This window comes from Sphingomonas hankookensis, assembly GCF_028551275.1.
In the GTDB taxonomy this organism is placed as follows: domain Bacteria; phylum Pseudomonadota; class Alphaproteobacteria; order Sphingomonadales; family Sphingomonadaceae; genus Sphingomonas; species Sphingomonas hankookensis_A.
Window position 1 is genome coordinate 141140 of the sequence record NZ_CP117026.1, and the last position, 21631, is coordinate 162770.

The 21631-nt window shown below is 65.1% G+C and carries 22 protein-coding genes and 1 pseudogene; 9 read left to right on the plus strand and 14 right to left on the minus strand.

The features are described from left to right. Nucleotides 1-47: 47 nt before the first annotated feature. On the minus strand, nucleotides 48-1355 hold the full coding sequence (locus PPZ50_RS17730) for a hypothetical protein (protein WP_024310648.1): 1308 nt from the start codon (nucleotides 1353-1355) through the stop codon (nucleotides 48-50). Between the two features lie 75 nt (nucleotides 1356-1430). Here PPZ50_RS17730 and PPZ50_RS17735 point away from each other — a divergent pair, with 75 nt between their 5' ends. Then, nucleotides 1431-1955 carry a hypothetical protein gene (locus PPZ50_RS17735; protein ID WP_024310647.1) on the plus strand — a complete coding sequence of 175 codons (525 nt, stop codon included), beginning with the start codon at nucleotides 1431-1433 and terminating at the stop codon, nucleotides 1953-1955. A 63-nt stretch (nucleotides 1956-2018) separates the two neighbouring features. Here the strand turns inward: PPZ50_RS17735 and PPZ50_RS17740 are convergent, their stop codons facing one another. From PPZ50_RS17740 to PPZ50_RS17790, 11 genes are all read right to left on the minus strand, one after another. Beyond that, nucleotides 2019-2537, minus strand: coding sequence for a thermonuclease family protein (locus PPZ50_RS17740; RefSeq protein ID WP_024310646.1), 519 nt, complete (start codon nucleotides 2535-2537; stop codon nucleotides 2019-2021). Next, nucleotides 2534-2779, minus strand: a complete 246-nt coding sequence (locus tag PPZ50_RS17745) for a hypothetical protein (protein ID WP_079247040.1) — start codon at nucleotides 2777-2779, stop codon at nucleotides 2534-2536. The genes PPZ50_RS17740 and PPZ50_RS17745 overlap by 4 nt, the downstream gene beginning before the upstream one ends. Continuing rightward, entirely contained in the window at nucleotides 2776-3399 is a 624-nt protein-coding gene (locus PPZ50_RS17750; protein WP_126015169.1) for a DUF6927 domain-containing protein, read from the minus strand. The genes PPZ50_RS17745 and PPZ50_RS17750 overlap by 4 nt, the downstream gene beginning before the upstream one ends. 37 nt (nucleotides 3400-3436) lie before the next feature. Next, on the minus strand, nucleotides 3437-4081 hold the full coding sequence (locus PPZ50_RS17755; protein ID WP_010408914.1) for a hypothetical protein: 645 nt from the start codon (nucleotides 4079-4081) through the stop codon (nucleotides 3437-3439). A 51-nt stretch (nucleotides 4082-4132) separates the two neighbouring features. Beyond that, entirely contained in the window at nucleotides 4133-4324 is a 192-nt protein-coding gene (locus PPZ50_RS17760) for a hypothetical protein (protein WP_024310640.1), read from the minus strand. An 84-nt stretch (nucleotides 4325-4408) separates the two neighbouring features. Continuing rightward, entirely contained in the window at nucleotides 4409-4723 is a 315-nt protein-coding gene (locus PPZ50_RS17765) for a DUF7673 family protein (RefSeq protein ID WP_010408907.1), read from the minus strand. 40 nt (nucleotides 4724-4763) lie between these two features. Beyond that, a complete protein-coding gene (locus PPZ50_RS17770; protein WP_016510938.1) occupies nucleotides 4764-5255 on the minus strand; it encodes a hypothetical protein in 492 nt (163 codons plus the stop codon). A 15-nt stretch (nucleotides 5256-5270) separates the two neighbouring features. Next, on the minus strand, nucleotides 5271-6041 hold the full coding sequence (locus PPZ50_RS17775) for an ArdC family protein (protein ID WP_336314568.1): 771 nt from the start codon (nucleotides 6039-6041) through the stop codon (nucleotides 5271-5273). A gap of 365 nt (nucleotides 6042-6406) precedes the next feature. Further along, nucleotides 6407-7522 (minus strand): IS110 family transposase, encoded by a 1116-nt coding sequence (locus PPZ50_RS17780; RefSeq protein ID WP_004206949.1) that lies wholly within the window; start codon nucleotides 7520-7522, stop codon nucleotides 6407-6409. Between the two features lie 136 nt (nucleotides 7523-7658). Next, nucleotides 7659-8822, minus strand: a complete 1164-nt coding sequence (chrA, locus tag PPZ50_RS17785) for a chromate efflux transporter (RefSeq protein WP_052149378.1) — start codon at nucleotides 8820-8822, stop codon at nucleotides 7659-7661. An 80-nt stretch (nucleotides 8823-8902) separates the two neighbouring features. Continuing rightward, a complete protein-coding gene (locus PPZ50_RS17790; RefSeq protein ID WP_245613536.1) occupies nucleotides 8903-9850 on the minus strand; it encodes a chromate resistance protein ChrB domain-containing protein in 948 nt (315 codons plus the stop codon). A gap of 86 nt (nucleotides 9851-9936) precedes the next feature. On the opposite strand from PPZ50_RS17790, the gene PPZ50_RS17795 reads away from it, so the two are divergent. The 6 genes from PPZ50_RS17795 (at nucleotide 9937) to PPZ50_RS17820 (ending at nucleotide 15929) form a co-directional block, all read left to right on the plus strand. After that, on the plus strand, nucleotides 9937-10302 hold the full coding sequence (locus PPZ50_RS17795) for a Rap1a/Tai family immunity protein (protein ID WP_042491069.1): 366 nt from the start codon (nucleotides 9937-9939) through the stop codon (nucleotides 10300-10302). Nucleotides 10303-10331: 29 nt separating this feature from the next. Further along, nucleotides 10332-11237: a DUF1259 domain-containing protein gene (locus PPZ50_RS17800; protein ID WP_042491071.1), complete on the plus strand. Its 906-nt coding sequence runs from the start codon at nucleotides 10332-10334 to the stop codon at nucleotides 11235-11237. A gap of 40 nt (nucleotides 11238-11277) precedes the next feature. Continuing rightward, the gene (locus PPZ50_RS17805) at nucleotides 11278-11811 is read left to right on the plus strand and encodes a DUF4142 domain-containing protein (protein WP_052811626.1); all 534 of its coding nucleotides are present in this window, start codon (nucleotides 11278-11280) and stop codon (nucleotides 11809-11811) included. A gap of 210 nt (nucleotides 11812-12021) precedes the next feature. Continuing rightward, entirely contained in the window at nucleotides 12022-13377 is a 1356-nt protein-coding gene (locus tag PPZ50_RS17810; RefSeq protein WP_003168745.1) for an IS1380-like element ISKpn23 family transposase, read from the plus strand. A 255-nt stretch (nucleotides 13378-13632) separates the two neighbouring features. Next, on the plus strand, nucleotides 13633-14808 hold the full coding sequence (locus PPZ50_RS17815; protein WP_272815847.1) for a serine hydrolase domain-containing protein: 1176 nt from the start codon (nucleotides 13633-13635) through the stop codon (nucleotides 14806-14808). 83 nt (nucleotides 14809-14891) lie between these two features. Next, nucleotides 14892-15929 carry a zinc-dependent alcohol dehydrogenase family protein gene (locus tag PPZ50_RS17820; protein WP_272815848.1) on the plus strand — a complete coding sequence of 346 codons (1038 nt, stop codon included), beginning with the start codon at nucleotides 14892-14894 and terminating at the stop codon, nucleotides 15927-15929. Nucleotides 15930-16288: 359 nt separating this feature from the next. On the opposite strand, the gene PPZ50_RS18960 is transcribed toward PPZ50_RS17820, so the two are convergent. Together PPZ50_RS18960 and PPZ50_RS17825 are read right to left on the minus strand one after the other, a co-directional pair. Then, nucleotides 16289-16453, minus strand: a complete 165-nt coding sequence (locus tag PPZ50_RS18960; RefSeq protein WP_420794433.1) for a DUF7673 family protein — start codon at nucleotides 16451-16453, stop codon at nucleotides 16289-16291. A 24-nt stretch (nucleotides 16454-16477) separates the two neighbouring features. Further along, nucleotides 16478-17077 (minus strand): annotated as a pseudogene (locus PPZ50_RS17825) (recombinase family protein); the annotation flags it as partial. A gap of 136 nt (nucleotides 17078-17213) precedes the next feature. Between PPZ50_RS17825 and PPZ50_RS17830 the strand changes: the two are divergent. After that, nucleotides 17214-20183 (plus strand): Tn3 family transposase, encoded by a 2970-nt coding sequence (locus PPZ50_RS17830; protein ID WP_093068233.1) that lies wholly within the window; start codon nucleotides 17214-17216, stop codon nucleotides 20181-20183. 76 nt (nucleotides 20184-20259) lie between these two features. After that, complete coding sequence (locus PPZ50_RS17835; protein WP_004206949.1) at nucleotides 20260-21375, plus strand: IS110 family transposase; 1116 nt, start codon at nucleotides 20260-20262, stop codon at nucleotides 21373-21375. Nucleotides 21376-21631: the final 256 nt, after the last annotated feature.

Genomic DNA, 21631 nt, shown 5'->3' on the forward strand with positions numbered 1-21631 from the left:
TGTGAAGACGAGGGCCGTTTCGGGAAACCGGGGCGGCCGTTTCGGTATCAGCCGATATGAAGCTGATCGAGAACGGCGCTTTCCAGATTATCGCCTTCGAGATCCTCGGCATGGATCGTCACGACGGGCGCGATCTCACGCAGCTTTTCGACCTGGCGCAGCTTCAGCCCCAGCGCATCGGGATTGTCGCCGGTGACGACTTCGAGCGCCGCCTCGATCACCTCGCCGGTGGTGAAGTCCCGCAGGTCCAGGATGAGGTCGGGGCGGACGTCGCCGATCGACGTCGCGATGTCGAACAGGAGGCGCTTGAATCCGACGCCGATGCCGCGCCGGCGAAGCCGGTACTGGAGATCGAGCAGGCCGACGATCGTCTTGCGTTCGGCGAGATTGTGGATCGCGACGAAATTGGCGGGGCGCGCGATCGGCTGCGCATAGGCGCGCAGGCACGCATAGCCCTCGCGCGGGTTGTGCTCGCCGACGACGGCCAGGACCAGATACGGCGGTCCGATGTGGCGCTGGTGGACGCCGATGTGGCGGATGCGGTTCTTGACGATCAGCTCGCGCCCTTCGGCAAGCGTGATGGTCGAGCCGGAGACGTCGATCGCATACAGGAGGAGGAAGGCCTGCGGGGCGTGCTCGCTCGGCCATTTCTTCGCCGCCTCGCGCAGTTTCGCGAATACGATGCCGCGTTCGTAGGGGTCGATGTGGGTGTAGAGATGGCGCGCGAGCGGGATACCCGGTGCGATCTGGACCCGTTCGGCCGCGGCGCGCATCGCCGCGAATTCGCTCGCCATCGACGTGGTGCGCGGCTCGCCGACCTCAAGCGGCTCGACGACGTTGACCTGCGCCATTTCCATCAGCTGCCACAGCAGCCGCGCGAGGCGCGGGATCGCGACGCCGCGGGTGCGATCGTCGGGTTCGCTGTCGTCGGGCAGCTGCGCCAGTTTCTCGGGGGCGAGCCGGTGCGCCGAGAACAGCCCGTCCGGCTCGTTGATCGTGCGCGGGGTGGCGGTCGCTTTCTCGCGGATGCGGGGCGGTGCCTGCTCGCGGAAGAAGGGGCAGTCGACGTCATGCTCGGGGCGACGCTGGCGGATACTGGTAAGGCGTCGCAGGTAATAGGTTTCGGCTTCGGAGAGATAGGCCGGCGAGAGTAGCGGTGGGTCCGTCCCCTCCCCCAGGCAGTCGCAGGCGATCCACTGGTGATGGTCGCGTGCCTTGACCACCATGATGACCGACGCGCGGTGATCGCTGTCCTCGCCTTCGCCGGTATACCAGCGCACCAGCGCCTCGCGCACCACGTCGGGGACGGGCGAGCGGGAGGTTAGACCCCGGGTATCGCGCGGGACGAGCCACATGGTGGTGATGCTACTCCATAATGCTTGCCTTGTCGCCTTTGTTCACGTTACGTTCAATGAACAAAGGAGCTGGCCATGAAGCGTTCGGAATTTATCGGAGAGTTCGACCTCGACGCGGTGCTCACCGAATTGTCGGTCGATCTGGATATTCGCGTCACCCGGCGCATGCTCGCCGGAGCGTGCATCGGCAGCAATCCGGAGGATGCGTATCTCTCGGCGCGCGAGTTGCGGGAATCGCTCGAATGGATTCATGAGGGCGAGAACGAGGGCAAGGTCAAGCTGACCACGATCCTCAGCACCGCGTGCGACGATTTCCAGCGGTGCCTCTATTATTGCGTCGCCGGCAAGGGCGTCGTGACCATGCTCGACGATCTCGTCTGGCTGGAGAAGCTGCTGGAGGCGCGCGGTCGCATCGCCGGGCACATCTACCGCAACAAGCTGCCGGTGAAGCCGCTGGTCAACCCGTATGTCGCGGCCGAGCCGGACGGTCCGCTGGGCCGGTTCGACGCGGCGTTCGCGATCGGCGCGTCCTGGTCGCATGACCCGGGACCCGATTACGATTCCGACGATCGTGGCCCCGGTCCGAAGCTCAAGGGCTGACGACAAAAGAAAAGGCGGTTCGGCAAGGGAGCATGCCGGACCGCCTCTTCCAAGGGGGGGATATCAATAACGCGCCTCGCACGCGAGGCGTTCCCCGCGCCGCCAGCGCGCCGGATCGATGAATTCCCCCGCATAGGCACCGTGACCCGCTGACCGGGCCTGTTCTGCCGCGGCGACATAGCGCGCGGCGCGTTGCGGATCGCCGCGCAGATATTGCGTCGCCGGCACCGCCAGACCCTGCAAAATGAGTTGCTCGCCCAGGTCGTAGCCGTCGACCGTCACGATGGCGATCGGGCGGCCATAGCTGCTCGCGCCGGTCATGCGGATCGTGGCGACACCGCTCTTGAGGATACGCGAGGCGGAATCCTGAGCAAACTTGCCGCATGGATAGCAGGCACCGTCCTTCGAGCACATCTGCTTGCGCTCGAAGGCGTCGGCCCCCGACAGGCGGAAATCGACCGAAACCGTGTCGCCGTCGATCGCCCGCCCCTCGCCGGTGATCGTCGCACCGTCGTGGCCCTGGGGTGCCCCTGCCCCGCAGGCGGCGAGCGCGGCGATGCCGAGGAGCAGCGCGCCCCTCATGCGTAGCGCAATTCGACTTCGACGTTCGGCCCGTCGACGATGACCGGGAGGACGCGGAAGGGTTGCAGCGGATCGCCGGTGCGCACGATCGAGACCTGGCGTGCGCCGGCATCGAACATCCGCATGGCGACGCGCTGGGCATGGGCGCGGCTGCAGAGCTGCGACCGCTTCGGGCTGGGTGTGACGGGCGGATACGGGGCGGACATGGCGATGATCCTGACGTGGGGGATGTCGGCGATCAACCGAACACCGTCTTGTGGACGCGAGTTTCGGGCTTGGGCGGCACGAGTGTCCACGCCCATTTGCGAAGGTTACCGATCCGATATTTCGGGTAGCTGTTGCCGGGGATCGCGAGCGAGATCTTGCGGCCGCGCTTGTGGACGATGAACTCGTCTCCCTCATAGCCGTCAACGAAGGTGACCTTGCTCGGCAAGCGGATGTGCATGCCGTGTTCGAGCGGGCGTACCGGGGTCGCGAGCCGCTCGAGGCAGCGTCGGCGCCAGTCGAGCGCACCGGGATCGTCGGTATCGCCGAGCAGCGAGAGGATGCGCTCGGGGCATTCGGCCTCGCATGGCCCGGCGTGTTCGGTCATATCCTTGTAGGCGAACACGAATCCGTCCTTGGCACGCGGATTCCAGCTGACCAGGCAGACGGCCGCGAAGGCGGGTTCGTCGGTGCCGTCGGTCGACGGCACCACGGCCGCGTACCAGACCTTGTTGCGCAGGCAGGAAGAGGCGATGACGCGCAGCGCCTTGCCCTTCCCGTCGGCATTGCGGTTGTCGTAGGTGAATTGCGCGTCGAGATAGGCTTTGGGGCCTGTGTGCGGGAACATCGACGACAGCGGCATGCTTAGCCAGCCCATGATGGCGGTCCTTTCGCGTGTGTGGACGGGTGATCGATCAGCCGAACAGGCTGACCGGCTCGGCGACCGGCGGTGTGAGCCGCAATTCCTTGCGCAGCCGCACGGCGAACCGCTCGGGCGCGAGCAGGTCGCGGATCGAGGCGTAGCAGTCGCGCTCCCCGAGGTGATCGTGACGACCGCTGACGCGGCGGTAGATGACCTCGCGGTCGGCCATGGTGCCGTGGAGCGATAGCTGCATCCACAGCTCCTCGCCGTGGAGGGTGATCTCGCCGGACCGGGAGGCGTGGCTGCGGTTCGAGCGAAGGTCGTAGTGCGCGGGGTCGAGCCCCAGCGTTTCGGCGAGCCGGCGCAGCGCCTTGCGTCCGTCGCTGTGGAAGCGATCCTTGGCGGCCGCATCGTGCGCGACGCCGCGCACCGCGAGCGTCAGCAGCGCCGGGTGCTGTCGCAGCTCGGCGATACGGTCCATGCAGCGCCGCTTGAGGAGCGCGTCTTCGGACTGCCGCGCGGTGACGCTTGCGAGATGGCGGGCGAGCAGGATGACCGCGGGATCGGTCTCGAAGGCGATGCCGGCGTTGCGGCAGTCGTCGATCGCGCGGGTGATGGCGTGAAGGCTTGCTCCAATCGTGACCAGCGCGCTCGGGTCGAGCGCCTGCTGGTGGCGGAAGGCGACATCGTAGGGCATGAGCGATCTCCCGAGCGCCTCACGCGCTCAGAAATTCGCTCCCCCTCCCCTTCACGATAACCAGTTACGTAATTGCTCCGGTATTTCAGGATCGATGTCCTCGCCCGGTTGCATAGGCCGCAGACCCTGCTCCGCATCGACCGCGGCCTGCAGATGACAGGCGGCAACGGTCGCTCCGTCGTCGGTCGCGTCATAAAGCGCGAGCGCCTGCCGCATTAGCGCGAGCCGTATATTATCGCTCATGCCAGTCTCCCACTACGGTCTGCCGCCATGATTGCGTTCGGGGCAAACGAAAGCAGGCCCATAATGGTTGTAACGGCCGTGCGCTCATCGCAGCCTCCATCGGCCGACAAGGTCGACCATTGCGTCACGATAGCCCCACGCATCGGGATAGATCGCAGGCTCCTGCGCGAGCCAGGCCATGACAATTAGCATGTCCTCGGAAATGATCGCGTCGCAGTTGCTGAGGTGGAGGATGGGGAAGTGGCCGTTGTCGTCACCATTCCACCACGCCAGCAGGAAGTCCGCGACGCGCGCGGCCTGCCCGGTATCGGACGAGGCGACATCCACGAGGCGGCCGATCGCGGCGCCGACCTCGTCGAAGGCGAGTGCGCGGATGAGGGGGCGGCGTTGCGGTTGCATGGTGCGTATCCTGTCCTGTCGGGTGGAAGCTGTCATGCGATCAGGATGGGGCGTGCTTCCCGGCCTGGGCGATCATCACGGCGACCGCCTCGTCGAGCGCGGCGTCATCGCCGTTGACCATGCGCGCCGACGGGGTGAGGCGTTGCACGCCGGCGAACACGATGGCGGGTGTCCTGCCCTTGAGCCGATAGCAGAACACCTGGTCGCCCTCGATCGTCACCAGCTTCGTCCGGCATTGCCGGCGCAGCCGCTTCGCCTCCTCGATCCGGGTGATGAGCGCCGCCACCTCGAATTCGAGGCAGTGCGGCATGACGCTGTCGCCGAGCCGCGAGACGGGCCGGTTGGCGGCGAGCCAGGCATCGACCGCCTGTTCGGTGACGCTGCCGACGGCATGGTAATCGTCCGCGGCGCCATGACCGCGGTTCGAGGCGAGGAAGGCGCGCTGCCCATCGATCCAGATCTCGGCCGAGTAGCAGGTCGTTTCCTCGGACAAAGCGTCGACCACCTTCAGCTTGCGCAATTCGATGTGCATGGTGCGATCTCCAGGTCATGCTGCGAGGGCTTCGGGTTGGTCGATCCCGGGCGCGCCACCCGCGGCGGCGTTATGGAGCCAGGTCACCGCCTGCTCGGCTTTCGCCGCGGCCTTGATGATCGCGCTTGAATCGCCCTTCAGGATCTTCAGCCAATGATCGACGTAGCTGGCGTGGTTGTCGTGCAGCTCGCCGGGCAGATTGAGGTCGGCGCACACCAGACACTGGCCGATGCAGGCGACCAGCTCCTCGAACGCATAGGCGTTGTCGCCGAACTTCTTGCCGAACTCGCGGTTGAGGCGCTGCGGCGCGCCCGAATAATGGACATATTCGTGCGCGAGCGTGCTGGCGTAATGATCGTCCGAGCGAAACGCGCCGCGCTGCGGTAGCTGGATATAGTCGCCGATCGGCGAATAGAATGCCTGATCGCCGCCATGCCGCACGGTCGCCGGCAGGCCTCCGAAGAAGGCATCGATCGCGGCGCGGTGCCGGCTCTCGATGCGCGGTTCGGGCGGTGCGGGCACCGGATAATAATACGCCGGGAGACCGTCGATCTGATCGACGTTGAACACCGTGTACGAGCGCAGGAACCGGATATTCTTCGTCGCCGCCTCGCCGGTGACGCGGTCCGCCTCGGTTTTCGAGAAGGTCGAATAATAGACGCTGTGCGCGCCATGCTCGCCGCGCCGTACCTGTCCGCCCAACTCGGTCGCCTGTCGGTAGGTCATCCAGTTGCGGCCAGAGAACCCCTGGGCGTCGCCGATCGCCCAGAGATAGAGCGCGTTGATGCCGGTGTAGGGCGTGCCGGGGGCCGGTGAGAGAAGGCCCGAAAACGTACGCTCTCATGACTGCCATCCGAGACGCTGGCCGAGTTTACTCCTTCGCTGGCCTCGAGACCAGCGGTCGCATTGACCTTGGCGGGTGTGCCGCGGGCGCCTGATCGACGACGATTGATCATGCTCTCATCCGCGGGTTGATTACCGCACTACCCGTATCCGTCGCTGGGCCTATCCTCCGTCTAAGTTCGGGCGTCGGACGAACCTGCCCCACCGTACACCGTGGATTGCCCATCACAGTCGGGTGCCCGCGGCACGCCGGCCAAGGCTATGCAGTTGGTGCGCTGGCGCCTCCTCTCGTTAATGTCGTGGGTGGATCAGCCGGCTATCGCCGGCGACACCCGACGGGCGATGTCCCAGGCATAGCCGACCAGTTCACGCGCGATCGCGGTGGTCACCTTGGGCTGAGGCTTGCCCGTGGCCGCCAGGCGACGGTAGCGCTGGCACAGGCGAACCTGCGCTTTCCACCCGATCGCCTGGATGTCCTCGGACAAGTCGATGACCCGCTCACGGTAGCGTCGTTCCTCGCGAGCGGGCAGTCGATACGACCAGCCCGCCTCAATCAGCATGGTTCGTGCCTGCGCGTTGCCCGCGCGGGTGATCCGGCCCCGTTTGGTCCGAGCGCCGCTGGAGTGCTCGGACGGCACCAAGCCGACATACGCCATCAGTTGCTTGGGATTGTCGAAGCGGGTGAGATCGCCTACTTCAGCGACCAGCGTCGCAGCGCTGACCAGCCTGATACCGCGCAGGACCTGTAGATTGCGGACCAGCGGCGCAAAACACCATGCGTCCACCGCTTCAGTCAGCGCCGCTTCTAAGCGCCCAACCCGTGCCTGCGCCTCCAGCACCCGCTTCTGCATTTCCTCGAATGCCAGCTGTTGGTGGGGAAAATCGAACCGCTGCTCGGACAACCACCGCCAGTACATTTTCGTCCAGGCCGCCTTGCCACCGAAACGACGATCATGACGCAACAGGAAGCTGCGCACTGTCTGCTTGGCTCCGATGGCATCATCTTGCGCGCTGCGTCGCGCGCGGATGAGATCGCGTACCGCCTCGTGCGCTTCGTCCGGTATCCAGATTGCGGTGAGTTCGCCAGCGCGTAGCAGCCGCGCCAGGGTCATCGCGTCACGCCGGTCCGTCTTTACATGGTCACCCGGGCGCCGCGGCATCATCGAGGGGGCGATGACGATGCAATTCTGTCCCAGCTTCGTCAGCAGCCGATGCAAGCCATACCCGCAGGGACCAGCTTCGTAGCAGACGTTCAACGTCACGCCCGGTCCAGTCAGCCGCTTGACCAGCTTCCTGATCGCATCGTCCTCGTTGGCGACCGTGCCGACGAAACGCACCTCGCCTCCGCGTTCCCCATCGGCAACCGCGACCGCAATGGTTTCCTTATGAACGTCCAGACCAACGTATTTCACCGTCTCCGTCATGACTCGTCTCCGCTGCTGACAAATCCATCATCAGCATCTCAGATTCGAGCCTCCGAGGCTCTGGCAGTCATGGGGTCTAAGTGAATTGGTATCGATCGATTATCGAGACCTCGACTTACGGCGACCGCACGGTCTTCTAGCTCAGGGCGGATGCCCCGATCACTGCCCCAATCGCCAGGACAACCGGCGTGGCGAGCTTGCTTTTCCAGCGGTACATGATGGCCAGCGCGATGGCGAAGATGAGCGCGCTCGCGATTGGGCTTGAGGTGCGTGCGGCCGTGGTCCGGGCGAGGTCCGTGACCGTCACCACGATAACGCCAACGACCCCGGCCGCGACGCCCGCCAAGAAGAGTTGCAGCCGCTTGTGCTCTACCACCGCTTCCAACCGGTCGTAGAGTAGGAGCGAGAAGGCGAACGCGGGGAGGAACATGCCGGCCGTCATCGCGAGCGCCCCGGCGAGGCCGCCGCTGATCCAGCCGGCGAAGGTCGCAAAGATTACGAGTGGGGCTGGCAGGATGCCGGCCAACCCTAAGCCGTCGAGGAACTGCGCGTCCGTCATCCAGCCCCGGCCCACCGTGTCGTTCCGGATGAACGGAATGGCGGTATAGGCCCCGCCGAACGTCAGCAGCCCGCCTTTCAGCCCGGTCCAAAAGAGCGCGGCGACCGTGGGCGCCGGTTCCCGAGCGACCGCCACGCTGGCATTCCCGAGGCTTCCTGCCCAGGTCAGGGCCGCCAAGCCAACGGCGATCGCGACGACGACCGCAGGGAGCGCGTAGCGCCCGGTCGATGCGAGCGCATAGGCAGCGCCTGCGGCTGGCAGCACGATCCAGAAACTGACACCGGCGAGCGAGGCGATCGCTGCGGCGATAGCCGCAGCCCAGAGCCATGGGTCAAGCAGGATGTGCTCGCCGATCCTATGCACCGCGCGGACGATTACCGCGATCACCGCCGCCTGGACGCCGAGGAGCGCCGCTCCGAGTAGCGTTCCTTGGATCGGCAGCCGAGTGTAGAGCCATGCCAGCGCGAGCATGAGGACCAAGCCCGGCAGCATGAAGCCGAGCCCGGCGAGCAAGCCGCCCAGCCGCCCCTTGGCCCGGACGCCGAGATGCACGCACAATTCATGCGCCTCCGGCCCGGGCAACACCTGCATGACGGCCAAGAGCTTGTTGAACCGGTCGCTCCCGATCCAGCGTTCCTCGTCGACCAGCTCGCGCCGGATCATCGCGATCTGCGCAACAGGACCGCCGAACGCCATCATGCCGAAGCGTAGGAATCGGACAAATAGCGCGGGATAGCTCAGGTCGGGCGGGCGGGTGTCATCGCCGACCGCGCTTGTCGGAACGGGTTGTTCGATGCTCGCCATGATCAACTCCCATCTGTTCAGCGCCGCTTGGCGAAGTGCGCGTAGAAGCCGTCGAGCGCGCCCGATCCTTGCGCGATGCGCTCAATGTCGTCGTCCGTGCCAGCGCAGATGCCGTTGATGAGCGCGCCGATGCCCGCCGTCTCCGGACGACCGAACTTGCCATCGGCGATGTCGAGATCATGGACGATCTCGGCGAGCGCGCGGAGCGCCTGGTCGCCATCGAGCCCGGTGCGGGACACCAGCGTCTCGAAGGTGCAGCGGTCGCCTTCATGCGTAAACTCCGCGTCCGCCATGTCGAATCGCAGCTCGCTCGGCTGGGGGGTGTATTCCTTGCCGTCCACGAATTTGAAGCTGGCATCCACGTCGATATACCGCCGGATCAGCCAAGCAGACGCGATGCGGTCGACATGGACGTGTCGGCGCGTGACCCAGGTGCGGCTTTTCAACTCCGCGGGCATCAGCTCCGGCGCACCCGCCCCGCTCACGTCGGGATGTTCATGGTCGCGGCGGTCCGCATCTGCGAGGGCCGCCAACGCTACTTGCTGACCATGCGCGCCGAAGAAGTCGATGGCGGCAATCTCGTCCAGGCGCTTGCGCAAGCGCCGAGTGTCGGTCGCGTCGCCGGCGTCGCTCAGCGAGCGCGCCTCGCGCGTAAGCTCGTCATAGTCGGCGTCGCGGGCCGCATCGAACACGGCGCGAAGCTCTGCGTCCGTCATTCCATCCACGAGCCGCGCTTCCAGGATCAGCGCCTCGCCGCCGCCTGCGATGATTTCCGTTCTCAGCTCCTCAAACAGCGCGCGCGTGTCGTCGCGCGAAGGAAGCGCGTGGACGGCGTTCTTGAGCGCGGCGGCACCGATCGCCTGCAAGCGCCGCCACACCCGGACACGCAGGTAGGCGGGCTTAGCCGGGAGTTGGGGGATCAGCAGCAGCCAGTCGTGCGGCGTAGATGGAGAAGCATCAGCCATGCAGCGCCTGTATCATGAGGCGGATACAACCGTACACTTGTATCGTTTGAGGGTGGCGAGTTAAAGCTTGGGGCGAGGAGACTTTGATGCAAACCGTCCAATCAAGTGCTTCTGCCATCCTGGCGGGTCTCGCGCTCGCGACCGCCTCGCCCACTCTGGCGCAACCACGTTACGAGACGGTGGCGCAGTTTCACCAGATGTGCGCCGACGAGCAGAAGAAAAAGGTGAACGGTCGTTGCGAGGCGTACCTCGCCGGCGCGGCCGAGACGCTTTCCGCGTTCGGCAACGGCGGCAGCGAGGCCGGCATTTGCGGGCGGGGTGTCAGGGCCGGTGAGTTGAGCCGCATCTTTCTGGCATGGGCGGCCGACAACCGGCAAATGGCGAACATGCCCCGGCTTGCGGGTGTGACGATAGCGTTGCGCCAGCATTTTCCATGCCGGCCGACCAGTTGAGATCGAGGAGAGAAGTTTTGCGCCACCTAATGCTCCCCCTGGCGGTCGCGGTCGCCGTGACCTTTGCCGCGCCGGCGTCGGCCGCCCCCGACTGGGCCGCGGTCGACCGCGCGCTCGGCCGCGTCGGGACCGAACAGGCGGGCGGCGTCCGTCGCTACGGCTTTCCACGATCGGACCTTAACGTGACGCTTGACGGCGTTGCCGTGAAGCCCGCCTTGGCGCTGGGCTCCTGGGCGGCGTTCCAGCCGATGGGTGATCAGGTGATGGTCATGGGCGACCTGGTTCTCACTCATGCGGAAGTGAACCCGGTGATGAGCCGACTGTTGGCGAGCGGGTTCACGATCACGGCGCTCCACAACCACCTGCTCCGTTCCGCGCCGGCGACGATGTATATGCACATCGGCGGCCATGGCGACCCGGTGAAGCTCGCGACCGCGCTTCGCGAAGCGCTCGCCGCCAGCCGAACCCCTCTCGCGGCCCCGTCCAGGGACTCGCAGCCACCTTCGGCCGGCGCGGGCTCGTCATCACCGATCGCGCTCGACACCGCGGCGCTCGACCAGGTGATGGGGATCAAGGGCAAGCCGAACGGCGGTGTATATCAGTTCAGCTTTCCGCGCGCCGAGAAGCTGACCGACGGCGGGATGCCCGCGCCCGCCTCGATGGGGACGGCGACCGCGATCAACTTCCAGCCGACCGGCTCCGGGCGGGCGGCGATCACGGGTGATTTTGTGCTGACCGCGGCCGAGGTCGACCCGGTGCTCAAGGCGTTGCGCACCAACGGGATCGAGGTGACCGCGCTCCACAATCACATGCTTGATGACCAGCCGCGGCTGTTCTTTATGCACTTCTGGGCGATCGATGACGCGGCGAAGCTTGCGCGCGGACTCCGGGCGGCGCTGGACAAGACCAACGTCGCACGGCCCGGCGCGAGTTGAGCACATGCATGAACAAGAACGAAAATCAGGAGGTGGACCAATGCGAAAGTCAGTCGGCGCGGCTCTGACCGCGATCACGGTGGCGTGTCTTGCTGCGCCGTTGTCGGCGTCCCTCGCGCAGGCCGGGATCAGCACGAACCCTGCTCCTGTCGAAACCAGGGATTATCTCGGTGCCATGCACGCGCTGAGTAGGTACGAGGTCGATGCGAGCCGGCTCGTGCTGACCAGATCCCAATCCCAAGCTTCACGCTTGTTTGCGCAAACGATGGTCGACCATCACACCCGTATGATGGCGGAGCACGCCAGCGTACTGAGCATGCCCGCCGCCACCGATTCCGGAAGCGCGCTGGTCGGGCCTCTGTCTCAGATGCTGGACACGCTAGAGAACACGCCCCGCGCCGAATTCGACGCGGCGTACAAGCGGGGACAGATCGCGGCGCACGAGGAAGCGTTGAAGGTCCATAACGCCTACGCGACGAAGGGTAGTAACGCGGCGGTGCGGGAGAAGGCTAAAGCGGGCGGGCTCGTGACCCGGAAGCACCTCGATAAAGCGCGGAAGCTGCCCGGAGCCTGAAACAGTTTCGGCCGGCACGCGAGCGCAACTATCCAGTTGGTGAGTCGCTCCGATCGAGAATGATCATATGACCGTCAGGCAGTTGTACGTAGCGATCTTTGCTCGAGCAGCTTCTCCCCACATTCCCCAAGTAAATCGCTGATTTTGCTGTCAGGATCTCAATATTTCCGATATAAATCATGGTGTTGATGGCCGTGAGGGGCGCGTTTGATGGATCACCCAGAGGGTGCGGGTTCGAAGCGGGCAGATCGGGTCGAGTTCGACCGCCGGGTGCATGTGGAGTTCCGAGGTGCGCAGCTCAGTTCCGACGGCGGCCTGCTGGTGATGCGCGAGCTGGATGACGCGCTCGGGCTGTCCGATCTGGCGGCAAAAGCATTGCGCGACACCCGGCGCGGCAAGAACACGGTCCACCGGCTTGACGGGTTGTTCCGGCAATCGGTGTTCGGGCGACTGGCCGGATACGAGGATGTGAACGACGCCGACCGCCTGGCCCTCGATCCGGTGATGCGCCAGGTCGTGGGTGGAAGGGCTGTCGATGCGCAAGCGGCCTCGGCCTCGCAGATGGGACGGTTCGAGACCGAGACACTGGCACAGCCCGAGAACCGTGCCGCGCTGGCCGACCTGAATGGCCAATGGATCGACCGGTTCCATGACCGTAACGGGCTGAAGTACATCGTTCTGGACATGGACAGTTCGGTCAGCCCCACCCATGGCGATCAGGAGGGCGCGGCCTGGAACGGGCATTTCGACTGCACCTGCTATCACCCGAACTTTTTGTTCAACCAGTTCGGCATGCTGGAGCGCTGCGCCTTGCGCCATGGCAACGTCCACAGCGCCGATGGCTGGCGGGACGTTCTCGACCCCGTCATCGCCCGCTACGCGGAGCGCGACCTTTGCGGCCGGTTCTTCCGGGCTGACGCCGCCTACGCGATCCCCGCGATCTATGAGCGGCTGGAAGAAGCCCGATTCTTCTACGCCATCCGGCTGCCTGCGAACAACGTCCTGCGCGAGAAGATCGCGCATCGGCTGACGCGCCCTGTCGGGCGACCTTCGCTGACCAAGGTCAAGCGCTTCTACGAAGACTTCGAGTATCAGGCGGCATCCTGGGACAAGGAACGCCGGGTGATCGCCAAGATCGAATGGCATCCGGGCGAACTGTTCCCGCGTGTCGGCTTCATCGTCACCAACCTGCCGATGGAGCCCGACTGGGTGGTGCGGTTCTATAACCAGCGCGGCACCGCCGAGCAGCACATCAAGGAAGGTAAATATGCCTTCCACTGGACGCGGCTGTCATGCCGGAAGTTCCGCGACAATGAGGTGCGACTGCAACTGCATGCGCTGGCCTACAACCTGGCCATCTTCTTGCGCTGCATCGAGTTGCCCGAGACGATGGCCGACTGGTCGTTGACCAGCCTGCAACTGAAGCTGATCAAGATCGGGGCACGTGTCGTCCGCCATGCCCGCGCCATCACCTTCCAGCTGGCCGAGGTGGCCGTCACCGGTCCGATGGTCCGCGCCATCCTCGCCGCCATCCGCCGATTGCGAGCGCCTCCGCTATGCGCATGACCGCCATCCACGCCCAAACTGAACGAAAACGGCAGGATGGGTCTGTCCGCTGCGCTGAAAAACACCGCCACCAGGGCACAACACGGCGGCTTCGCGGGCCGATCTGCCCTGTCTCAGCGCCTTGCGCGCCCGACGACGCCGCTCGGGACGGAAAATGATTGTCCTGCGGTCGGATTCAGGCGAAACTCACGTCAGACGGCATGCCACTTGGGGAATGTATGCTGAAAACAACAGCTCAACCGGAGAGGAACAACAATGAAAAGCGGTTTCAAGGAGGCTGCGGACAGGGTTCTGCAAACGGCCGCGGAATCGGGCGACCATGTGCCCGGCGTGGTGGCGATGGTCACCGACCGGAACGGCAACATCTATGAAGGGGCCGCTGGCAAACGGCAGGAGGACGGCGAAACGGCGATAGCGACGGACGACCATTTCGCCCTGTTTTCAACCACCAAGGCGATCACCGGAACAGCGGTGCTGCAATTGGTGGAACAGGGCAGGCTGGACCTAGACGCGCCTGCCAGCAACTATGCGCCCGAAATCGGCAAGCTTCAGGTTCTGGAGGGCTTCCAGGCCGACGGCACGCCGAAATTGCGCGCGCCCAAGCGCCCCGTCACCACCCGGATGCTGATGACCCATACAGCCGGATTTGGCTATCACTTCTTCAACGCCGCCTATCTGCGACTGGTTGAACAAGGTCACCCCAGCATCGTTTCCAGTTCCAAGCTCAGCCTGATGACCCCCTTGTTGTTCGACCCCGGCGAGGCATGGGAATATGGGTCCAACATCGACTGGTGCGGGCAGATCGTCGAACATATCACCGGGCGACGACTGGGCGAGGTATTCCGGGACGACATATTCGCGCCATTGGGCATATCGACCATGACCTTTGAGATTGACGGGCGGGTCGAACGGACATTGGCGCCGATCCATGCCCGCAATGACGACGGCAGCCTGACCCCGCTGGACCTGAAGCTGCCGGCGGACCCGGAAGTGCATATGGGCGGCCATGGCCTATATGGCACGGTTCCCGACTATATGCGCTTCATCCGCATGTGGCTGAACGACGGGATGGGCGAACATGGCCGCGTGCTGAAAGCCGACACGGTTCGGATGGCGGAACGCAACCAGATGGGCGACATGAGGATCGGGATGCTCAAGGGGGTAGACCCCACCCTGTCGAATGACGCCGAATTTTTTCCCGGCCTGCCGAAATCCTGGTCCTTCACCTTCATGGTCAACAACGCCACCGCGCCCACGGGCCGCCCGGCGGGGTCGCTGGGCTGGGCCGGTCTGGCCAATCTCTTCTACTGGATAGATCGCAAGAATGGCTATGGCGGCTTCTGGGCCACGCAAATCCTGCCATTTGGCGATCCGGTTTCGTTCAGCCAATATATGGCATTCGAAACCGCCTTCTACGATTATCTCGACTGATTGGCCTGCGGATGCGCTATAGTGTCCGGGCATGTTCAGCCCGGCATACGCATGACGCGCGATGCCGTACATGGAGAACAGACATGAAAGCACTGGTCTATCAAGGTCCGGGCCGCAAGGCCTGGATCGATAAGGACAAACCCGTGATCGAAGAGCCGACGGACGTTATCGTCCGTATTACGCGCACGACGATCTGCGGCACCGACCTGCATATCCTGAAAGGCGACGTGCCGGCTGTCGCGGAAGGACGCACGCTGGGCCATGAAGGCGTGGGCATCGTCGAAGACGTAGGCGCGGCAGTCAGCAATTTCCGGCCTGGCGACCATGTGCTCATCTCATGTATCACCTCCTGTGGGCGGTGCACCAATTGCAAGCGTCAGCTCTATGCCCATTGCGCGGACGGCGGCTGGCGCCTTGGCCATCTGATCGACGGTACGCAGGCCGAATATGTGCGTATCCCCCATGGCGAAAACTCGCTCTATCCCATTCCCGCCGGCAGCGACGAAGAAGCATTGGTCATGCTGTCGGACATCATGCCCACGGGGCTGGAAATCGGCGTCCAATATGGCAATGTGAAGCCGGGCGACACCGTCGCCATCGTGGGGGCCGGCCCGGTCGGCATGTCCGTTCTGCTGACGGCCCAATTCTATGCCCCTTCGCGCATCATCATGGTGGACATGGACCCCGCACGCCTGGAACTGGCCCGCCAGTTCGGCGCGACCGACACCGTGCAGGTCGGCGCGCAAGACCCCGCCGCCGCGATCCTGGCGATGACCGACGGTCAGGGGGTGGACGTGGCGATCGAGGCGGTCGGCATCCCGGCCACGTTCGACATCTGCCAAAAGATCGTTTCCGCTGGCGGAAGCATCGCCAATGTGGGCGTTCACGGCCGGTCGGTCGAGTTGCGGATCGAAGAATTGTGGATCAAGAATATCAATATTTCCATGGGCTTGGTGAACACCAACACCACGCCCATGCTGCTCAAGACCGTTGTTTCCGGCCGGGTCGATCCGTCCAGGCTGATCACTCATCGCTTCGCACTGGACGACATCACCAAGGCCTATGACGTATTCGGCAATGCGGCGGAGGAAAAGGCGATGAAGGTGATACTCACCGCCTGACGAGCGGGTGAAGCGCGCTATGGCGCATCCATGGAGCCGCCTCGCCCCCGTCAGGGGGCAGGCGCGCTTCCTGTCTGGGGATCGTAACGCGGTGCCCCGGGGTCTTGCGGACGGGCTTCCCCGGTCCCAGCCTCGGCGCTTTCCAGCCAGGCCCGATACAACATGTCCCGCAACATCGAAGCGCCGAAGGCCGCCCGGTCCAGCACGAAGTCACGCGCCGGCCCATCCGCCCCGTCCTTGAAAGCGCTCCGCTGGTCCAGCCGGTAGATGGTCTCCACATGGCTGTTGCTTTCAGCCAAATAGTCGAGAACCTGCCCGAAAAGATCGCCGCTCTGGCGCGCCGGCCGGGCGATCCGGCTTTAAACGCTCTCTGCGGGGTCGCCGCGATAGCGCACCCAAAGGTCGCCCATCGCGTCGCGGTAGCCCCAGGCATCGGCGTAGGTGGTCGACTCCTGCGCCAGATAGGCCATGACCGTAAGCATATCCTCGGCAATGACGGCATCGACGGCATCGACGTTGCACAAGTGGATGATCGGGAAATGCCCGTTCTCACCATCGGAGCGGATCTGACCATCGGGCGTGACATGCCGGTAGAGCGTCTGACGCGTGACGCCGAGCTCGACGCACAGCTCACCCACCTTAGTTTCCGGTTTCCCCATCGCGGCCTGGGCGAGCCGCAATTTGGCGGGCGTCATCTTGAACGGTCGCCCGCCATGTCTGCCGCGGGCGCGTGCCGAGGCAAGGCCCGCTTTGGTGCGTTCGACGATCAGTTCGCGCTCGAATTCGGCGAGTCCGGCGAAGATCGCGAAGATCAGCCGACCATTGGCGGTGGTGGTGTCGATCGACGCGCCTTCCCCCGCCAGCACTTTCAGGCCAACGCCGCGCTTGGTTAGATCGCCGACCGTATTGACTAGGTGGCGCAGGTCGCGCCCGAGCCGGTCGAGTTTCCAGATGACGAGCGTATCGCCTGAGCGGAGCGCCTTGAGCGCGCCCGCTAAACCGGGGCGATCGTCGCGCCGCCCCGAGGCCGTATCCTCGTAGATGTGGTCGGGATCGACCCCGGCGCCGATCAGCGCGTCGCGCTGCAGATCGTGGACCTGGCTGCCGTCCGTTTTCGAGACCCGTGCATAGCCGATGAGCGTTGTCACATATTCGTCCGTCTGCGTGACAAAACCGGAATGCTCGCCACGATCCCGCTACTTTGTCACTTAACCCGTGTTCCTGTCTATGCTCCACCAACAGCCTGAGTAGAAGAATATGTGACAATTGCGGGGAACCGGTGCGATGTCGACCAAGACGATCCTTTCGCCCGGGCAGCGTGCCGCGATCTTCGACCCGCCGACCGATCGGGAAACGATCGATCGGCTCTACACGCTTGGGCCGGATGACCTCGTCCAAGTGTGTCGCCGTCGACGCGGTGCCAACCGGATCGGCTACGCGGTCCAGCTCTGCTATCTTCGCCATCCCGGGCGAGCGCTCGCGCCAGGTGAGGCACCGCCCGCCATTATGCTTGCGACCTTGTGCGAGCAGCTGGGTGGCGAGCCTGCCGCCTTCCTTGGCTACGCCGATCGCGGACCGACCCTGCGCGAGCACCGCGCCGAGATCGAGACGCTGCTCGTGCTACGCGCGTTCGAACGTGCCGACATGCGCGCCATGCTGACGCTCGGCATTGAGGTCGCGACATCGACCGATCGCGGCGAGCCGATCGTCGCGGCGATGGTTGAACGACTGCGGCTGACCCGCGTGGTGGTCCCCGCGGCATCGTCGCTGGAACGGGTTGCCCTGATCGCGCGCACTCAGGCACGCCGATCCGCGTTCGCAGGCCTGATCCGCGACTGCTCGGACGACCAAGAAGCAGGGCTCGATGAACTGATCGACGCTGGCGAACACGGCCGGACGGGCCTGGGCTGGATCCGGGACTGGTCGGAGGCACCCTCAGCGTCCAACCTGAAAGCGCTGGTCGAGCGCCTCGATCGAGTTCGCTCTCTCGGGATCGAACCCGACCGAGCCCGCCGCATTCACGGCGCACGTTATGCCGTGATCGCGCGCGTCGCGAGCATTGTGACAGCGCAGCACCTTCGCCGCCTGGAGCGTCGCCGGCGACTGGCCACGCTGATCGCGTTCGCAATCGAAATGGAGGCGGCGCTAACTGACGCCGCTCTGGTCATGGTCGAGAAGCTGGTCGGCTCGTTGTTTCGGCGGGCGGACCGGATGCGCTCCGAACGACTGCTTGGGGCCGCCCGGCTGCTCAAAGACACCGCTCGCGTCCACGCGCGGCTCGGTCGCCTGCTGATGGAAACGCGCGCGAGCGGCCGCGACCCGCTGCGCGCGATCACCGACGGCATCGGATGGGAGCAGCTCGAACGCAGCGTTCGCGATGCCGAGGAGCTGACCCGACCCACCGACGACGGTCTGGACGAGGTGGTCGAGCGCTACCCCGCGGTCCGCAAGTTCGCACCTACCTTCCTGGCTGCGTTCTCGTTCCACGCCGCTCGTTCCGGCGACCCGCTGCTCAGCGCGATCGAGGTGCTGCGGCGCATGTACCAGGACGGCCGCTCGGTCCTGCCCAAGCGCGTCCCGACCACCTTTCTTCGCCCGCGCTGGCGCAAGGTGGTGTTCGCGGCCGGGGGTGGCATCGACCGGCGTGCCTATGAGATTGCCGTTGTCGTTCATCTGCGCGAGCGGTTGGCGTCGGGTGGCATCTGGGTCGATGGCAGTCGCGCCTATCGCACCCTCGACGATTATCTTCTGCCTCAGCCCGCGTTCGCCGCGATGCGCGCCGAAGGACGGCTTAGACTCGCGGTGGCCTCCGGGTTCCGGGACTGGCACGTCGAACGGCGCGATCTGCTTACCCGGCGCATGACCGAGGTCGAGCAGGCCGCGGCTGCCGGTGAACTGGTTGACGTCGCCATCACGGGCGGGGAGCTGACCATCTCACCGCTGCGCCGTTCGGTTCCCGATGAGGCTGAAGCGTTGAAAGCTCGCCTCTATGCGATGCTGCCGCGCGTGCGCGTCACGGATCTTCTGGTCGAAGTCGCTGCGTGGTCGGGCTTCGCGGACCAGTTCGTTCATGCGCGCAGCGGCGAGCCGGCGTCCGACCAGTCGGCGCTGATGGGCACAATCCTCGCCGACGCGACCAACCTGGGGCTGGGCCGGATGGCCGAAAGTTCGCGCGGATTGACGCTCGCCCGGCTGCGCTGGACAGCCGAATGGCACGTCCGCGACGAGACGTACCTGTCGGCCCTCGCCGCGATGGTCGACACGCATACCGCGCACCCGCTCGGGGCGGTGTGGGGACCGGGCGATACGTCGTCGTCCGACGGGCAGTTCTTCCGGGCGGGAGGTCGCGGTGAGGCGCGGGCCGATCACAACGCCCGCTACGGCTCGGAGCCGGGGGTGCTGTTCTACACCCACGTCTCCGACCGGTTCACACCGTTCCATACCAAGGTGATCGCCGCAAACGCGGGCGAAGCCGCGCACGTCATCGATGGGCTGCTCGACCATGAAAGCGAACTCGTCATCCGCGAGCACGCGACCGACACCGCGGGAGCAGTCGACCATGTGTTTGGGCTCTGCCACCTGCTTGGATTCCGGTTCGCGCCGCGCATCCGCGATCTGAACGAGCGGCGACTATACAGCCTGTCACCGCTCGAGAGCTGGCCGACGCTTCAGCCTCTGGTAGCCGGGCCGGTCAATGTCCGCGCGATCGAGGAGAACTGGGACGAGACGCTGCGCCTCGCCGCCTCGATCCGGGCGGGCACGGTGAGCGCGTCCGCAATGCTCCGCAAGCTGGCGGGCTACCCTCGCCAGAACCCGATCGCCCGGGCGCTTCGCGAGGTCGGCCGCGTCGAGCGCACGCTGTTCATGCTCGACTGGTTCGACGATCCCGAGCAGCGGCGCCGAACCGGCAGCATCCTCAACAAGGGCGAGGCCAGGAACGCGCTTGCCCGCGCGATCTTCTTCAACCGCCTTGGCGAGCTGCGCGACCGGACGTTCGAGAACCAGCGGCACCGAGCCTCGGGGCTGACGCTGGTCACCGCGGCGGTGACGCTGTGGAACACGGTGTACCTCGACCGCGCCGTCCGGCATCTTCGGTCGACCGGCGTCGACGTGCCGGATGAACTGCTCGCCCACGTGGCTCCGCTCGGGTGGGAGCACATCGGGCTGACCGGCGACTATCTTTGGAGCGAACTCGACCGCCCGCGCGAGCGGTTCAGGCCGCTCCGGCTCACCGCAACTGACCGACGGGCTTAGACCCCATGACTGCCAGAGCCTCGGAGGCTCGAATCTGAGATGCTGATGATGGATTTGTCAGCAGCGGAGACGAGTCATGACGGAGACGGTGAAATACGTTGGTCTGGACGTTCATAAGGAAACCATTGCGGTCGCGGTTGCCGATGGGGAACGCGGAGGCGAGGTGCGTTTCGTCGGCACGGTCGCCAACGAGGACGATGCGATCAGGAAGCTGGTCAAGCGGCTGACTGGACCGGGCGTGACGTTGAACGTCTGCTACGAAGCTGGTCCCTGCGGGTATGGCTTGCATCGGCTGCTGACGAAGCTGGGACAGAATTGCATCGTCATCGCCCCCTCGATGATGCCGCGGCGCCCGGGTGACCATGTAAAGACGGACCGGCGTGACGCGATGACCCTGGCGCGGCTGCTACGCGCTGGCGAACTCACCGCAATCTGGATACCGGACGAAGCGCACGAGGCGGTACGCGATCTCATCCGCGCGCGACGCAGCGCGCAAGATGATGCCATCGGAGCCAAGCAGACAGTGCGCAGCTTCCTGTTGCGTCATGATCGTCGTTTCGGTGGCAAGGCGGCCTGGACGAAAATGTACTGGCGGTGGTTGTCCGAGCAGCGGTTCGATTTTCCCCACCAACAGCTGGCATTCGAGGAAATGCAGAAGCGGGTGCTGGAGGCGCAGGCACGGGTTGGGCGCTTAGAAGCGGCGCTGACTGAAGCGGTGGACGCATGGTGTTTTGCGCCGCTGGTCCGCAATCTACAGGTCCTGCGCGGTATCAGGCTGGTCAGCGCTGCGACGCTGGTCGCTGAAGTAGGCGATCTCACCCGCTTCGACAATCCCAAGCAACTGATGGCGTATGTCGGCTTGGTGCCGTCCGAGCACTCCAGCGGCGCTCGGACCAAACGGGGCCGGATCACCCGCGCGGGCAACGCGCAGGCACGAACCATGCTGATTGAGGCGGGCTGGTCGTATCGACTGCCCGCTCGCGAGGAACGACGCTACCGTGAGCGGGTCATCGACTTGTCCGAGGACATCCAGGCGATCGGGTGGAAAGCGCAGGTTCGCCTGTGCCAGCGCTACCGTCGCCTGGCGGCCACGGGCAAGCCTCAGCCCAAGGTGACCACCGCGATCGCGCGTGAACTGGTCGGCTATGCCTGGGACATCGCCCGTCGGGTGTCGCCGGCGATAGCCGGCTGATCCACCCACGACATTAACGAGAGGAGGCGCCAGCGCACCAACTGCATAGCCTTGGCCGGCGTGCCGCGGGCACCCGACTGTGATGGGCAATCCACGGTGTACGGTGGGGCAGGTTCGTCCGACGCCCGAACTTAGACGGAGGATAGGCCCAGCGACGGATACGGGTAGTGCGGTAATCAACCCGCGGATGAGAGCATGATCAATCGTCGTCGATCAGGCGCCCGCGGCACACCCGCCAAGGTCAATGCGACCGCTG